We start from the raw sequence: 16,360 nt of genomic DNA on the forward strand, positions 1-16,360 counted from the left end.
AACCAGTAAGAGCTTATTTCAAAAATGTCAATTTAAAACATCGAAACATTTATTTTTAAAAATATTTTAAATCGACAGCTGTTCTTACAATACAAAACGGCTACAAGCTACCTTTCGAAAGAAGGGTTCAACATAAAAATTGGCGTCGTACAGTGAAAATCCAATAGTCTTTAAAAACATTGGATGACGAAACAAAAAAGAGGAAACGATAGGAAACATAAAAATTACTGTACAAATAAACGCTAAGAGAAAGGGTCTGATGAGAATCAGGCCCTTTTGACGGAAAAAAGCCACATCTCGCGATATGGCCCCACAACATATATATCATGTTATTGGAAGTATTCAATAACACGATAACTGCCATCTTGGTATTTATCGAGCAGTTCTTTTAAATAATACTTGTGCTGTACTCCGGTCAAGACAACTATTTTTTTTCCACTATACTGATTAGCGTGTTTGATGATATTAATAGCCATTGTATTATTTCTTAAATCCCAAAAATTACACCAAAGCTGATAACCATCTCGGTAAGAAATCTTTTGACCGTTTGGCTTTACTACATATTTCTCTTCAAAAATCACTTCGGAATTAGCTATTTTGGGAACCTCATGATGCTGAAGAGTTTGTCTATATCTGTTTAAAGTTTCAAAAGCGACTGAATTCAATGTCTTTATATCTGTTTTTGAAAAGTTTAACAGCGCATTATTCGCTTCTTTATATTTCTCATAGATGGCTTTATTGGTGTCACTTAACTTACCGACTAGATACAAGCTATCGATAAGCTTTACTGTAAGGTAATCAGCCGGCACCATCCCCCTATCTATTCGGTACTGATTTCTACCCTCAAATTCGAATGGCAAATTGCGTGTCTCAGGATATTTTTTAAGATATCTTAATGTAGCATTCTGCTCGTTGGAAGTTAGACGGATTTCCTTTGCGTAATCTTTCATCTGTTCGCTATCATTTTCTTGCAAAAGTATATCTGGTCTGATCTTATCTATAATTTCAAATAGCATATCTGGACTCAAAATAGCGGAGGAATCATGCACCGTGCCAATGATGTAGAGTTCTGTCTTAATCGAGGTTTGAGCTTGTGCAAAGTTTAAAAACAAAACTGATAGACTTGAAAAAAGATATTTCATTATAAAATTCATATTTAGGCATTGTTAAAAGTGATACTCCAAATATAAGAAAATCAGTATACGGGAGAAAATTCTTATCCATGCAACGAACAGAAAGATTATCCAAATATTCCCTCTCCGACAGGTGGCGCGGCGGAACTTCGAGCACTTCTTCATACACGGTCAAATTCAAATTTAAAAGTTATGCTTGTGTGTGGAATTTTTTGAACAATCTTAAAAATATAATTACTTTTAAAGACATATATAAACCTTCTATGTTGGATAAAAACGAAATACTAATAAAAAATGGAGTTTAATAACAGCTGTGTCATAGGACCCAATGGATTCTTAAATAATTAAAATATATCATGTGCAAAATAATAATCTTATTTACTTTCTTAGCCGTATCAGCTTTTCAACTTATTAGTAACTGCTTTGCTCAAACCAAGTATGTTGTATTTGATCAAGACAAACTAACCGATTCATTGAATGGGCATTTATTCTGCAAAAGAACATATGCAGAGATCGGATCCGACAGTACCAATTTCCCAAATCTGACTATTTACAATTTTCTGTTTAAAAAAAGCATAATTCCTGATGATTCAAATCAAAAAGTATTTCAGAATTTTATAAGCTTTGAGCGTGAAGGGAAAGATTTGCCCGTTGATATCTTAGTTACACTAACGCCGCTGACAAGGTCTAAATTTGAGGTGAAAAATATCTCGAAAGCCATTATTAACAAGGATATAAACTTAATTTCTTTGGATAGCCTGTTGCGAACCACAGCGAAAGATATATTTTATGCAACTTATGCACCTTTAGGTATTTTTTCAGAGACGCCATCCCTCAATTTGAAGAGAACGGATTATAAAATCGTGATCAAACGAAAAAATGAATATTTTTTAGTTGACAACGAGACCTTAACCGAGTCCTATTTTATAGGTAAAGGCAATATGGAGCCATATAGAATTAATGCAGCGGGAATATATCTGCAGAGTAGGAGTTTTTCAAAACAAAGTTATCTCTCTACTGGAAGGTTAAATACCCTAAAAGGGGGAATAATAAAAGATACTACCATAAATTTAAATAATCAAGGCCGAACTATAATGATAGACAGATTTTGGACAAATGAACCTCACATTCCTTTTACAAAAAGTGCCGGTTTAAATAAAGGTAGTGACTGGTATGCAGTAGAAGGAATTGGAGATTTTGAGTTCTATTGGGACAATGGAATATTAAACGGCAATTTTTTGGACTATTTTAAAAGAGCTCAGTTAATTTATATGCCCGATAAACAGCTCAATAGAAAACTGAACCTTTGGTATAAAACAAAGAAAATTAATGGCATACCATTCGAAGCTTTTTTTAAAGACAAAGGTTTGGACAACACAAATTTGAAAGCGATATTATAGCGAGCAATACCCAATATTTCATTGACGTTACACCTTGGAAATCCAATTGTCTTCTAAAACATTGGATGACGAAATAAAAATAGGAAACGATAGGAAACATAGAAACTACTATACAAATAAACGCTAAGTGAAAGGGTCTGATGAGAATTAGGCCCTTTTGACGTAAAAAGCCACGTCTCACGACGTGGCCTTAATAAACATATTATTCATTAGTTGTCTGCTACCGATTTGCCCGAGTAGACAACTAGTTATTAGATACTATTTATACGAATTGATTGATTTGGATACTTTCCAGTCATTGCCCACGCGCTCCAAAGTAACTAAATCTGTTTTGGTGAAATTTTCAAATTTTAGAGTCACTTTAGAAACCATATAGTCTGCCGATTCCTCGATGATATCAGAGCTTACTGTACAGTTTAGCTTTTCGCCTTTTTGTTTTTTCAAGGATTTAACAACTTCGCTACGGTTGTTAGACTGCGCGTTGGTAGCTTGGATCTTTTGATTAAAATCTTCGGCGAACAATTGCTCTACTCCTGCTGATTCGCCCTCCGTAGTTACCGCCACATAGTGCGCTAAAGCGAAGTCTGCTGTAGAAAGGTTAACATTTGTTTTTGTTGCTTTTGCTCCAGGTCCTTCAGCTGCCATAGCGAAAGTGGATACTGCGATTAAAGCTGCTGCTGCGAATGTTTTTACTAATGCCTTCATAATGTCTTTATTTTATTGTGTTAGTTTTTTTTATCTTTTCTTATTTGTTGATTCAAAACTACAACGCAATACGCCCCTAACCTATCGGCTTTAGACTAATGACCAAGAAAACTCGGTGAATGGCGGGAATGGGGAGGTGAAAGTTTACGAATATAGAACAGTTCTGATTGTACCATACTTCAGCATCAACAGTATCACAGACCTTTAAGGTCTGGATTATGCTGGCTTCTTTTCCAATCGGGATCTTAGACCGATCATAAAAAAAGCCAACATACCAAATAAAACGGTTATCCAGGGCGTAAACTGTACGCCCTTAGACACAATGATCAAACCACCTACGGTGGTTCCTAGCGTTACGCCTAAGTTGCCAAATGATGTAGCCAAACTATTGGCAAATTCCATCGCCTCTGGTGCAGATGAAATCATATAAGTAGAGGCATTTAAGAAACTTGGAGAATATAGAAAACCCCATAATACGATTACCAGAATTGTAGCCATAGTATTGCCTCCCGAAAAATGCAGGAGTATAGGAACTATTATAGTCCCCGAAAGAAAAAAAACAGTTGTGTGTGTTATGTTCTTGTTTAATAGTTTACCGGCTGTCCAATTAGCAAATACACCGATAATACCGAATACAAACAGCATATAGCTGACCATGGTTCCGTCCATATCTTTGGCTTTATTTAGATAATCGGCAAAGTAACTATAAGTGGAAAACCAAGCCGCAATCATAAAGAAATTCATTAATGTACTTACAATGAACATCGGTTTTTTCAATATTTTTAACTGACTTCCATAAGATTTTTTTGCTCTCACAGGCATTGCCGGCAATACAAAGTGAATAGCCAATAATGCCACAATGCTGATGATAGCCTGTACTATAAACGAATATTCCCAAGAAAAAATGTTGGCAATATAAGTAGCGAACGGAACAGTTGTTACCATTGCAATAGCAACACCGCTGAACACGATACTCATCAATTCATTTTCGTTCCGTTTATTACCCTGTGAAACCGCTACGGATAAAGCTGTAGCGATATAAACAGGCTGTAAAAATGCAGGTAATATCCTTACAAGCATTAATAGCCAAAATGGTGGTGAAAATGACGATACAATTCCTGTTAACAGAAAAATAAAAATCGCTGTCATCATCACTTTCTTTCGGTCAAATCCTGATAACAACAAAGTCATAAAAGGTCCAGTAAGCGCAATCGCTAACGCAAATCCTCCCAACAGATAGCCAGCCTTATCAATGCCGATTTGGTAATGCTCCGCTATTTGCGGCAAAATACCAATGATACCAAATTCAGTTGTTATAATAGCTAAAAAGCCTAATGCTCCTGTGTATGCGTACTTCTTCATCTTAAAATTCTATTTTTCTAAGCTTTTGGTTATAAATTCAGCAATTTCTTTCGTTGCTAATTGTGTTTCAGGCAAAAGAATTCCCATATGCATAAAGCCATGAACCATGTCTTTATATAAACTTTTTTCAACGGATACTTCTGAATTTTTCATGTTCTGGGCTAATTTCTCGCCCTCATCTCTTAATGGATCATGTTGTGCTAAAATGACCAGAGTTTCTGGAGTTTCTTTGAAATCTTTGATTAAAACTGGAACAGCTAAAGGATTTGTCTTGTCTTCTTTCGATTTTAAATACCAATTCCAGGCCTGTAATCCCCACGCTCTAGTTAAGATTGGACCATTTTTATAATTTTCCCAAGAGGCTGTACCTAATGAGTTATCAGAAGCAGGATAAATTAAAACCTGAAATTTTAATTGACTTCCGAATTCGAGAGATAAGGCTGTTGCCAACGCTCCGCCCGCACTGTCGCCAATGACCCCGATTTTTTGAACATCAATTCCAAGATTTTTTGCATTATTGATTAACCATGCTGTAGCATCTTTACAATCGTTTAATCCTGCAGGAAAAGGATTTTCAGGAGCGAGACGGTAATCGACAAAAAGGAGGACTGCTTCCGTTTCATTACTCAATTTTCGAGCAATTGCATCATGAGTTTCATAACCACCAGAAATAAACCATCCTCCATGAATGTAGATAATGGCAGAAGAATTTGATGTTTTGCCTTTAGGGCGGTATAATCTCACAGGAATTTGATGATTTTTTGAAGGGATATTAAATTCCTCGATGCTGAAAACAGCTTCTTTCGCTCCACTTAATTGTTGAGCCATCGCATCATAACTTTTCCGGCTTATATCTAAAGGGTTTTTGCCTTGAAATACCTGTATAGTTTCTAAATGACTTAAGATTTCTTTAATTTTCGGTGTGAGTTGCATAGTCGTTTCCTTTTTGATTGTGCTAGTGGTCTTACATGAAATAGTTCCAAGAATTATTATCGATAATAAAATTTTTCTCATGTTTATTGATTTTGATGGAACAAAATTAATTTGAAACAATAAATTTGCATAGTATACAGCTAATTGTATGGTACTAACAAATTTGTAAGTAATGGGAAAAAGAAAAGAGAATTCGACTAATTTGTTGAATGAGAGTTATATCATGGAAAGCTGTGATCTGACTTATGCCATTTGCAAAATTGGTGGTCGTTGGAAACTGCTTATTCTTTGCAAATTAGAAAATGGGAAATTGCGTTTCAGCGAATTACGCAATCAGATTAATGGAATTACTGAACGAATGCTTACACTCCAATTACGTGAAATGGAAAAGGATGGCTTGGTAAAACGTACCGTTTATGCAGAAGTACCTCCAAGAGTGGATTATGAGTTGACAGAAATTGCCAAAGAACTGGTTCCTATATGGGCAAAATTGAGTAAATGGGGAGCAAAACATAAAGTTCTAGTAAGTGAAAGCCCCATTTAACAGCAAAGCTAAACCAGCCGTTTCGGGTATCCGTAAAAGAGGACAACAAAGGATGCTGCGAATGTTTACTAGACCCACCTGTACTTCACGAACAGCATAAGTTTTTTGTATTAAAACTACAGTTATTAAAAATAATAAAACTATTTTAAACTGGCTATTGTTCTTCCAATACAAAGCGGCTACAAGCAGCCTTTCGAAAGAAAGATTCAACATAAAAGTTGGCGTCGTACAGTGAAAATCCAATAGTCTTTAAAAACATTGGATGACGAAACAAAAAAGAGGAAACGATAGGAAACATAAAAATACTGTACAAATAAATGCTAAGAGAAAGGGTCTGATGAGAATCAGGCCCTTTTGACGTAAAAAAGCCACATCCCTCGATATAGCTTTACAAAATAAAGTGACCATTAGGCTGCTCGATTTTTTATTACTGCTCACAAAATCTATAGTTTTTTTGATCAGAGAGCCTTTTTAGATATAATCTTCTTTCGCCATAATAGGTATCAATCCGATCAATTACAGCGATTGGGGAATCAATAACCATCCTCCGATAGATGGTATCATTCCGCACAAAATTATGCGTATCGTTAAAAACAAGAATATCTAACAGTCCGCTATTATCTCCGCAATTTTTCCAAATGGAATTTATTAAACTCTTGTTTTTGCAAGAATAAAGAAAAACGCTTAAGCCCAAAATAACAAGGAGAGATTTTAGTTTCATCGTAAAACTACTTTGTATACTATATACTATGGCAATAATAAGTAATTTTTCTAAACTTTTTTAATCTCCGCTTTGCAGAAAAGTTTTCTGAAAATGGGTTAAAAAGCTTTAAACCTTTAAAATCTCAAGAAAATAAGTGCTCATAAGTAATAATAAAAATACGGCCAATGTTGTGCCACAGGTCAGACTGCGGCACAACATAAATATTAGTCATTTTTTGCTACGAAAAGATCATCAGCCCCCTCGTTGATAGGGATATACAATCTTTCCCAGCTTTTTGAATGAACCATTTGCCAGCTATGCCCAGTACCTTTCAAATCTTCAGCCAAAAGAATTGTACCAGGTTTGATCAAAAAAGTTGAGCCATCGCTGACTTTAAACCTGATTTTACCCTTTAGCGTAACCACATATTGTCTTCTTGGAGCTGGATGAGCATTTTTCTCCCATTCTTCGGTCTTATTGCTTGTCCAAAATGTACTCGTATTGGCGTGTTTTAATGTTGGAATAAAGCCTTTTTGAAACGAGCAGGTTCCATCTGGATTATTGATCAATCGTACCGCAGGCATTTCACCTTCAGCTTCCACCTTTACCTCCTTAATTTTCCCATGACCTTCTTGCGCTTTCACAGCGTTTAAGCTTGATGCTGCCAGTACGCAAGCAATAGCTAGTTTGGATATCATTTTCATTTTGTAATCTTTGAAATTATTATTTTGTTGTTTTAATTTTAGAATTCATAAACCGTGTCGTGCACCATCATCCGTTCAAAATAGGGTTTGTATTTAGCGACAAGGGCGAGGTGGCCCGGTAGTTTACCATAAGCCTCCAGTTCTTCCAGCGTCGCAAATTCCATGGACGCATTGTAGGTAAACGAGTTGTCCAATACCGCTCTTGGTGAAGAAGCAGCAGGCTTGCCATAACGTACATTTTTGACATAGGGAAGCTTTTTAAGACCTTCAAAAAACTGTTTAAACTCTTCTACCTGTTCAGCAGACAAGTCAGGTTTTAGCCAAAAAAGCAAATAGTGGAAATACACTTTTTTTGTTTTCGCTTTTTTCTCTTTTGCCATCAGTGAGGTGGACGCAAAGCTCATAACACCAGCAGTACCTAGTGTAAGGATAAAATCTTTCCTTTTCATGTTATTGCTATTTAATTAAAATCAATTCTATATTTAAGCACAAATGCCCACTTGTGATCAGTTACCACAGCTTGATCCGCAGCATTTAAATTATAGATCGGACGATTTTGCGCATCAAAAGTCAGCCGGCTACTATTACCGTGCATCAGTAGCGAAATACCTGCATCATAAATTAGACTTTTGTCTTTCAACGAGTTGTAGTCCCCTACTTGTACAGAAACTGCTGGCTGCAGCTGCAAATTATGTTTGGATGGATTGAAATAAGGAAGTGTACCGCCGACCTGTGCGTAAAATGTATTTCCCGTGCCAGCATTTGGCAAGCTATTTCCCGCACCATTCAGGCTTGCATTGGCCGCATCGATACCTGTCGCGGGGTTGTTTGTCCCTGCAAAGCGGAGATAGTTAGGACCATAATCGCTGTGCATGGCCATACCATAGGCACTAATCGAAGTTCCTTTCTCTTTGTCGATGGGCGCATCATAGATGATATCCGCTGCAAAATTGCGCATATCGTCATTTTTGGTCATCTGCTGTTCATCCAGATGCCAAAGGGCATTGTGCATATACTCAAATCCAGCCCCTATGCTGAGCACATCTTTTTTACCGAGATATGTACCCGAATTAAATGGCGTTTCGTTACTCTCTTTATCGTGAAATGCGTAGCGGAAGTAGCCTGACACATCTTTGCGCGCTTCATTTTTGCTAAAGGTGGCCTTATTTAATTTTGGATCAGCACTGGCGGCGGAATATGGATCGGCAAGTACCACCCGATAGTCAAATTTTCCAAACTGCCCTTTTGCATAGATGCTCATTTCACGCACCACCATATCAGTCGCCCCAGTATTGGATGTCGCATACAAAGGCAAATCGTAAAGCAGTGTATTGAGTGGTCCTGTTGTAAATCGGGAAAGACCACGCCAGGTCGAACGGCCGCCACCGATCGCAAGTTTGGGACTGAAACTATATTCCGCATAGGCATCCAAGAGATCCATATACGTATTCGTCTTGCTGTTGACGTTTACATTAGTAGGCCCCATCTGTAATACAAACAGTAAATTTTCGGTAGGCTTGTAAGTCATCTTCGCCCTAACACGCCGCAGAGAAAGATCAGATACATTCGAAACGGATTCGTTGTTTACCAAACTCCCCGGATTGAGCTGGCTATATCTCGCCCACAGCTCAGCGTACCCGCTGAAGCTGATATAACGTGTATGCTCCTTATTTAAGAAATGAGTAAGTTTTGGATTTCCAAAATCATTGGTTTGCGCCTCGGCGAGCTGTGCGCTACCTAGTCCCAAACTGAGGAACAATGCCAAGGTAAGCTGTTTTCTATTCATGATTCAACCTAATTTTGTTTTTTTTGATAAGTCAAAATTAGGCTGAATATGGCGGTGATATTATTAGAAAACCATTAGAATTTTTAGGTTATTCAAGCCCCTTTGCATAGGCAAGTTTAAGTTCAACTGAAAACACAGTTCCTACATGGAGAGTTGAACTAACCGATACGGTACCCTGATGCATCTCAATAATCCGCTGAACAATTGAGAGACCGATGCCATGTCCCTCTTTTGAAGGCGTACCCGCCACACGGTAAAACAAATCAAAGATATGCGGGATATCCTTGCTGTCTATTCCGATACCATGATCTATTACCTGCACCTTCGCTACGGTTTTATTTCTGGAGAGCAATACCTGGGCATGCCGATCGGCACTATATTTACAGGCATTCTCGATCAGATTAGCAAAGGCCACTTTCAAGAGGTAGGCATTTGCAGAAACCCAAATTTCTTCTTCGTCGATTGCTGCATCTGCATCAAAAGAGATACTCACCCGATATTCTTTATTTTTCTCTAAGACGACTAATTTCGCTTCAAGCAGTATTTCGTCCAGTCTGATTTCTTCAAAATTTACCTGCGAACTATCGTAGTTTGCCCGGGCAAAATCCAGCAAGGCTGTCGAAAGTACCGTAGCCTCTTTCGCATCGAGCAATGCCCTATCAATAGAGGCACAATACTCATCCACATTGGTATTCAGCTGCTGCGCCAACTCCAGTTCGGCGATCATAGCTGCCAAAGGTGTTCTAAACTCGTGTGAAATAATGGATACAAAATGGCGCTGGTTGTTGAAAGATTTTTCCAACCGATTGAACGTATTGTTGAATGTTTCGATAAGTTCTGAGAGTTCGTCTTTCGCATTACTATAGCTGACACGCGTGCTCAAGTTGTGTTCGGACACATCCTTGATCTGATGTATAATGTAATTGATTGGCTTAAGAATATAACGTGCAAATAGAAATGAAGAGAAAAAAATAAAAAACAGGGCAACAACATAGATCGTTATCAAAATATTTTTTAGCCGTTCCATATGTGCAAAGCCCGTTAGATCGTACGCATGTCCGATCAAGAAAAAAGGCTTGCCCTCAAACTGATAGTTCAAGCCCATATACAATTCTTTACCTTTTTCCCAAGTTAAAAAACTAGACCTTTTGATCGACTCTAATCTAACATCTGGATATGTCGGTTCGCCTATATCCGAAAAAACCACCCTATTCTGCTGGTCGAAAACAGTAATCTGCGCTTCGTTGATTAGTTTTTTGTTTTGTTCGTGAATTTTTCTGATCTGATTTTCCTGTACTTTAGCATCAAAAATAATTTCTGCGCGCCATATGATCTTATAGCGCAGCCGGTCCACAAATTCTTCCTTTCTATTTAGTTCAGAAAAGAAATAAACCGCATACGCGAATAGAAACAAGATGATAGCCGACGAGAACGTAAATACCAAGGAGGTTCTATTGACAATCTTCATTCTTTATTGGATAAAACAAATCCATGTCCGGATTTCGTATGAATCAATTTTGGTGAAAAATCGCGGTCTATTTTTTTACGTAAATAATTGATATATACGTCAATATAATTCGTTCCAGTATCAAAGTTTTTGCTCCAGACATTACGTGCTATCTCATCCTTACTGAGCATGGTTTCCTTATGCTTCAAAAAGAAGTGGAGGAGATCAAACTCTTTGGGAGTCAACTTGATAAGTTGTCCCTGACTATGAACCTGCTTACTCCGGAGATCAATACTGATACGATCATAGGTCAGCATACCTTGAATCTCTTCTTCACTGATTTCCCTGTGCCGCTTGAGCAAGACAGCGATACGTGCAAAAAGTTCACGTATTTCAAAAGGTTTCACCATATAATCATCGGCTCCCGCGTCAAAACCAGATATTTTTTCATCGATACTGCCCAATGCCGTGAGCATGATGATCGGAATTCTGGGGTAAGCCGCACGCATCTGTTTACTGAGCTCTATGCCATTCATTCTTGGTAACATGATGTCTATGATAAGTAAATCATAGTCAACAGATTTGGCTTCTTTGATCGCTGATTCCGCATCACCAAAAACATTGACCAGGTAGCCCTGACTTGCCAATCCTTTCTTCACACTTGAAGCAACACGTACATTGTCTTCCACGACCATAATCTTCACCATTCTAGCGCTCTTGTATGTATCTAATCAATTATTGCTGGACAAAGTTAGTGATTTTTTAAAATGACAGGACAATTCGGTTTCAACTCATTAAAGATAACAGCAGTATAATCAAAAATGCAATCCCCTCTTCATATCGCGCACCCGCCATGAGCTTTAGACAACGGTCAGTAAAACTCGGTAAATTTATCGCTATTGCTAAAATGGCATGGTTACCACTCGCGAATTATATTGACCTTTTTTAATCTCAAATAAAACTGCATACCCACCAGCCCCATCGCCGTTTACAGTACTGATGTATAAAATATCATTTGAGTCATCATAGTAGCATGTTGCAAACTCGTTGTTTACATTAAATAGGTTTTCAATTTCCTTCGCTGGGATCTGGATAAATCTTCCCTTTATAGTAGCTTGAATAGAGGTGTAATGGCTTGTAGGGATTTCGCCATCTGTTCCCCAGACCTGCTGCCCTCTAAATTTATCTACAACGGCATAGCCATCATATTGAGTCGATGAAAAATCACCTTTATTTTTTTCATAATCGAAACGATCTGAATTTATTTGCACGATTATATCTTTTGTCATAAATTTTGCTGTGCCTTCATCAGAAAATACAGTAGGGATCTGCTTATAGGATTCGATATATTTAATTCTCGAATTGTGTACATATCCAGTGATGCTCTTGTTATGGTTGTCGGTATAATCAACAATTACCCAATCGCCAAACGTTTCATCAGTAAATGCATAAACAATTTCATCAGCAGCAATTTTTGAAACAATCGCACTATTAACTGTAGCTTGTTTCCTCACATTTACATAGCCTTCTTTGTCAATGATTTTTGCAAATTGAGCCGAGGCTAATTGGCATACTGTGAGAAAAAGTAGTACTAAAAGATATTTGTGATTCATTTGGTATAAGTTATTTATTACTGATAATATTCCTTTATTTCAAGCGAATCTTTGTTTTTGTAAGAACGACTGTATAATTTCCACTAATAAAAATAGTCATCGTAACGAATATTATTTTTAGTATATTGACTGTTATCATATGTTCCGTCCTCATTAAAGGTTTCATAGATCGCGGGACTTTGTTTCTTTTTCTCATTTCCATTGGCATAAAATTCAGTAAAGGTGCCTGTCACCATGTTAGCGATATGAGCTATCTGACCATCTTCATAGTATACTTTTGAGACGCTAAACCACAATGCTTATTTTTATTCAAAGCCCCCCTCCTTTCAAGCTTTTGTTCAGTACCAGGATAATCTTCTCTATAATATGCTTTAACAATATCACGTTCACCTTCGATAAGTAAAACGTCACCCGCATATACTGTAAACTTTTTTGCTATTGATTTTTCAATTGTATGCTTGGTTCTTTCATCTCCCTTCACTACAGTAACCGTTCCGTGAATAAAGCTATACTTTATCGAAATATCTGCGTTTTGATTGTCATATTTAAAAACATAAATCCCATCTTTGAGTACGACGCTTTTCTTCGTAGCCTGATCAACAACGCTCACGTTACGGAAAAATAATTGATCCAAATTTCCATTTTAACATTTAGTGTATTGGTTAGCTGGCGAAGGCTGAACGGCATTATTCACGTTCGAGGATTACTTGGACATAACCGTCTTTCTGCTGATAGCTGACGTCATCGAGCTTTAGTTGCTCAATTGTTGTCCCACCACAATTCTGATTTCTTGTCGTATTAATTGTGAATGGAAAAGATTTTATGGTCGACAGAAATTTATATTGTATAAATCCCTCAGTCCACCCCACTTTAGGAAGTATAACGCGATCGTCGTTTCGTATCTCATACTCAACGAGTTTGTTTTCACGATTTCCTAGTTCTTGGCGAAATTCGAAGTTATCTTTATGCAGTTGGCCAGTTGTAATTAAGTTCTTTCCTTCAAGATTGACAAACTCAAAAACGACGAGCTCGGGAGGTGTGAAACAATCTTTTTTTTTACATGCCACCATCGTTAGATATAAAAATGCGACTATCATGTATTTATGCATCATGTTCATAAAATAATCTTAAAATCGGTAATTTGGTGAAAATCTATAATAACATACAACTATGTGACTAAAATTATGCCAGAAAGAGTCTATACTTTTAGAGTTGTAGCATTAGATAGTAAGGGTCTGCTATGATGTTATGCTATTCAGTAATTCACCTTTAAAAAAGTAGACTTTTGTTAAATTCACTTTAGTAAGTATTTTAGTATAAAGGTAAAATAAATGATAATTTTAATAGATTTGACATAAAGGTTAATTACCATGAAGAATAGTACAAAGATCACAAATGCAAGCATAGAGTCCGCGGGTTTACCAAAGGATGCTAAGCAAGCCATTGCTGAATATATATGGAATGGATTTGATGCTAAGGCTACAGCAGTATCCATTGCTATTAGGAGTAATGAACTTGGCTACATCGAACACATTAGCATCAGTGATAATGGAGAAGGGATAGCACCGGATACATTGGACTATTCATTTGGCAACTTTCTGGATTCACTCAAGAAAGCGCAACCCAAACGTACTTCCTATACACGGGGCAAAAAGGGAAAAGGGCGATTCTCATTTTCCCTTTTTGCCACCCGTGCCACTTGGCATACTGTGGTGGCGCAGCGTCAGGGTCTGATAGCGTACACATTAACCATAAACAGAGATACTAAAGAAACATACGATAGCTCTGAATCGCTCCCATCCCAGTCGGAGCATACAGGAACTACTGTTTTACTCGATGGAATATTTGGCCTAAATGCTATGACATTCGAGTCGGAAGATTTTAAGGATTTTCTGGCACAGGAATTTGGCTGGTTCTTGTATCTAAATAAGGAGATGGGCTACAATATCACCATAAATGGTAATCCGATCGCCTATCAGCAGCTGATTCAGGAGACTGATGAAACCTCAGTCACGATATATAGTCCCCAAGAGAATTCGTTCGTATTTAAGATTAATTATATCCGATGGAAATATTCTATTGGGGACCGTTACTATTATTATTTCCTGAACAGTCATAAAGTGGAGGTAACCAAACTGCTGAGTAGTTTTAATAATAATGCTATTGAATTTCACCATTCGGTTTATGTAGAGTCTGCTTTTTTTGACAGTTTTGAAATGTCAGATATGACGCTATCTACTGAAGGAAACTTATTCAGCGAGAAAGAACAACAAGTAGTATATCGCAAGCTCTTAGCCGAATTACGTGATATGCTGGAAAGGAAACAGAAGAAATATGTCCGCGAAAAAGCGGTGGATATCAAATTAGAAGAACTCACACAGAAGAATCTTTTACCCCACTACGGGCATGCTGATTCTGATAGCGATCGTAAGGCCAAGTTACTCCAGCTGGTGCAGGAGCTCTACATTGCTAATCCACGTGCTTTTGTCGGTATCAAAGCTGATTTAATTAGGACATACTTAGGCTTCTTGGATCTCTTGCTACAAACAGATCGTAAAGCAGAGATATTACCCATCATTGAGCAGGCAATCCCCCTATCGGATAAAGAACGGGAAAGGATAGGAATGATATTACGGTAACAACATGAATAGATTGCAGTAAACTTCTCATCTTCTTCCAGTATGACTTGTCAAGAACCCATCAAAATTTATAGTAAGATGTTCTATCTTTATCCTCAACTGATCGCAATAATCGTTGTCGGTCTCTTTACATCACAGTCTATTGCCCAAGAAAAGCTAAAAGTCAATTATAAATACCTAACCTATCTCCCTAAAAATTACCATACAGATACGTCCACACATCCATTGGTTATCTATCTTCACGGAGGATCTCAAAAGGGCAATGATCTTGAAAAATTGAAGATCTATGGCTTACCGTATTTAGTAGATCAAGGAAAGGAATTTGATTTTGTAATGGTTGCACCACAATGTCCGGAGGGTAGATATTGGTCTACGGAAAATTGGTTCGACTCGCTTTACAATGAAATAACCTCAAACTACCGCATCGACAAGCGTCGCGTTTATGTGACTGGAATAAGTATGGGTGGATATGGAACCTACGCTGCAGCACTGGATCATCCCGAAAAAATTGCGGCAATTGTCCCATTGTGTGGAGGAGTAAATGATAGCGATACTACTCGCATTTGCACGCTCAGAGACATCCCCATCCTGACCTATCACGGAACGGCGGATGACCAAATCTCCATATATGAAACAGAAAGGATAGTCAAATCTCTAGAGGAGTGCAATGGTGAAATTATTTTCCACCGTCTTACAGGAAAAGGTCACAGCATCCAGTACCTCTATGAAACTGAGCCCTGGATTTATGAATGGTTGTTGATGCACCGCAAGGCGATAAATAACGAATAACTTTACATCCACGCTATTATGCTATATTCCAATCTTTATTTAAAATTATCTCGGGATTGCTTTTAACGGCTTCATCGGTTAGATTTTTCACTATAAAAACGTTACCGATTAGGCGAAAACGATAAGTCTTTGCTATCGTTTGGATATATACTGAAGCAGTATATCCCTTGTAATAAGAATGTTTTACGTTAATAGCGACTATATCTTTAAAAAAAATAGTAGTATGCTGAAATAGATAAAAAAAGCACACAGTACCCTCTTTTATTATATAAGATGGCATAAATTTCTCATAAAACGGAGCCATATTATTGACCTTTAACAGATTTTCCATATCTTGTTTCTGACAGCGAATTAATTGACTGCGGATAATTATTAATCATTTTTTTTACAAAAAAAATGACTGGAGTAACAATCATTAAGGCAAAGCCAAAAAGAACCAATGTATAGATATAGCTGTCGCTTATCCTTGCATTATAACGATCGTCACCCAAAATTGCTTTTCCATAAGACATCGTTTCCATCATTGTTCCGACGAAAAAAACAACCGGAAGTATAAGCGTTACCGACAGCATAATGCCAATAATGATTCGACTTCGCCGTAG

The 16,360-nt window shown here is 37.4% G+C and carries 19 protein-coding genes; 4 read left to right on the plus strand and 15 right to left on the minus strand.

Annotated elements, in window-relative coordinates:
- Positions 1-329: 329 nt before the first annotated feature.
- On the minus strand, positions 330-1,154 hold the full coding sequence (locus J2X77_RS08785; RefSeq protein WP_209576414.1) for a hypothetical protein: 825 nt from the start codon (positions 1,152-1,154) through the stop codon (positions 330-332).
- A gap of 335 nt (positions 1,155-1,489) precedes the next feature.
- Here J2X77_RS08785 and J2X77_RS08790 point away from each other — a divergent pair, with 335 nt between their 5' ends.
- Complete coding sequence (locus J2X77_RS08790) at positions 1,490-2,533, plus strand: hypothetical protein (protein ID WP_209576416.1); 1,044 nt, start codon at positions 1,490-1,492, stop codon at positions 2,531-2,533.
- 258 nt (positions 2,534-2,791) lie between these two features.
- Here J2X77_RS08790 and J2X77_RS08795 read toward each other — a convergent pair whose 3' ends face one another.
- From J2X77_RS08795 to J2X77_RS08805, 3 genes are all read right to left on the minus strand, one after another.
- The gene (locus tag J2X77_RS08795; RefSeq protein ID WP_209576418.1) at positions 2,792-3,238 is read right to left on the minus strand and encodes a hypothetical protein; all 447 of its coding nucleotides are present in this window, start codon (positions 3,236-3,238) and stop codon (positions 2,792-2,794) included.
- Between the two features lie 216 nt (positions 3,239-3,454).
- Positions 3,455-4,600 (minus strand): MFS transporter, encoded by a 1,146-nt coding sequence (locus J2X77_RS08800; RefSeq protein WP_209576419.1) that lies wholly within the window; start codon positions 4,598-4,600, stop codon positions 3,455-3,457.
- Positions 4,601-4,609: 9 nt separating this feature from the next.
- A complete protein-coding gene (locus tag J2X77_RS08805) occupies positions 4,610-5,614 on the minus strand; it encodes an alpha/beta hydrolase (protein WP_209576421.1) in 1,005 nt (334 codons plus the stop codon).
- 91 nt (positions 5,615-5,705) lie between these two features.
- Between J2X77_RS08805 and J2X77_RS08810 the strand changes: the two genes are divergently transcribed.
- Positions 5,706-6,077: a helix-turn-helix domain-containing protein gene (locus J2X77_RS08810; protein WP_209576423.1), complete on the plus strand. Its 372-nt coding sequence runs from the start codon at positions 5,706-5,708 to the stop codon at positions 6,075-6,077.
- 927 nt (positions 6,078-7,004) lie between these two features.
- Here J2X77_RS08810 and J2X77_RS08815 read toward each other — a convergent pair.
- The 9 genes from J2X77_RS08815 to J2X77_RS08855 form a co-directional block, all read right to left on the minus strand.
- Positions 7,005-7,484, minus strand: a complete 480-nt coding sequence (locus J2X77_RS08815) for a hypothetical protein (protein ID WP_293881451.1) — start codon at positions 7,482-7,484, stop codon at positions 7,005-7,007.
- A gap of 38 nt (positions 7,485-7,522) precedes the next feature.
- Positions 7,523-7,933 carry a Dabb family protein gene (locus J2X77_RS08820; RefSeq protein WP_209576425.1) on the minus strand — a complete coding sequence of 137 codons (411 nt, stop codon included), beginning with the start codon at positions 7,931-7,933 and terminating at the stop codon, positions 7,523-7,525.
- Positions 7,934-7,944: 11 nt separating this feature from the next.
- Positions 7,945-9,270, minus strand: coding sequence for a hypothetical protein (locus J2X77_RS08825; protein WP_209576428.1), 1,326 nt, complete (start codon positions 9,268-9,270; stop codon positions 7,945-7,947).
- Positions 9,271-9,358: 88 nt separating this feature from the next.
- The gene (locus tag J2X77_RS08830) at positions 9,359-10,738 is read right to left on the minus strand and encodes a HAMP domain-containing sensor histidine kinase (protein ID WP_310080289.1); all 1,380 of its coding nucleotides are present in this window, start codon (positions 10,736-10,738) and stop codon (positions 9,359-9,361) included.
- Complete coding sequence (locus J2X77_RS08835; protein WP_307187341.1) at positions 10,735-11,424, minus strand: response regulator transcription factor; 690 nt, start codon at positions 11,422-11,424, stop codon at positions 10,735-10,737. The genes J2X77_RS08830 and J2X77_RS08835 overlap by 4 nt, the downstream gene beginning before the upstream one ends.
- Before the next feature lie 195 nt (positions 11,425-11,619).
- Positions 11,620-12,330 carry a hypothetical protein gene (locus J2X77_RS08840; RefSeq protein ID WP_310080296.1) on the minus strand — a complete coding sequence of 237 codons (711 nt, stop codon included), beginning with the start codon at positions 12,328-12,330 and terminating at the stop codon, positions 11,620-11,622.
- Between the two features lie 83 nt (positions 12,331-12,413).
- Positions 12,414-12,566: a hypothetical protein gene (locus J2X77_RS08845; protein ID WP_310080297.1), complete on the minus strand. Its 153-nt coding sequence runs from the start codon at positions 12,564-12,566 to the stop codon at positions 12,414-12,416.
- A 14-nt stretch (positions 12,567-12,580) separates the two neighbouring features.
- Positions 12,581-12,964, minus strand: a complete 384-nt coding sequence (locus tag J2X77_RS08850) for a hypothetical protein (protein WP_307187343.1) — start codon at positions 12,962-12,964, stop codon at positions 12,581-12,583.
- A gap of 52 nt (positions 12,965-13,016) precedes the next feature.
- Positions 13,017-13,427, minus strand: coding sequence for a hypothetical protein (locus J2X77_RS08855; RefSeq protein WP_310080300.1), 411 nt, complete (start codon positions 13,425-13,427; stop codon positions 13,017-13,019).
- A gap of 273 nt (positions 13,428-13,700) precedes the next feature.
- On the opposite strand from J2X77_RS08855, the gene J2X77_RS08860 reads away from it, so the two are divergent.
- Together J2X77_RS08860 and J2X77_RS08865 are read left to right on the plus strand one after the other, a co-directional pair.
- A complete protein-coding gene (locus tag J2X77_RS08860; protein WP_307187345.1) occupies positions 13,701-14,969 on the plus strand; it encodes an ATP-binding protein in 1,269 nt (422 codons plus the stop codon).
- 42 nt (positions 14,970-15,011) lie between these two features.
- Positions 15,012-15,758 (plus strand): alpha/beta hydrolase-fold protein, encoded by a 747-nt coding sequence (locus J2X77_RS08865; protein WP_310080304.1) that lies wholly within the window; start codon positions 15,012-15,014, stop codon positions 15,756-15,758.
- A 16-nt stretch (positions 15,759-15,774) separates the two neighbouring features.
- On the opposite strand, the gene J2X77_RS08870 is transcribed toward J2X77_RS08865, so the two are convergent.
- Positions 15,775-16,062: a hypothetical protein gene (locus J2X77_RS08870; protein WP_310080307.1), complete on the minus strand. Its 288-nt coding sequence runs from the start codon at positions 16,060-16,062 to the stop codon at positions 15,775-15,777.
- A gap of 1 nt (position 16,063) precedes the next feature.
- The gene (locus J2X77_RS08875) at positions 16,064-16,330 is read right to left on the minus strand and encodes a hypothetical protein (protein ID WP_310080310.1); all 267 of its coding nucleotides are present in this window, start codon (positions 16,328-16,330) and stop codon (positions 16,064-16,066) included.
- Positions 16,331-16,360 lie beyond the last annotated feature (30 nt).

The sequence above is a fragment of the Sphingobacterium sp. 2149 genome, from assembly GCF_031455655.1.
GTDB lineage: Bacteria > Bacteroidota > Bacteroidia > Sphingobacteriales > Sphingobacteriaceae > Sphingobacterium.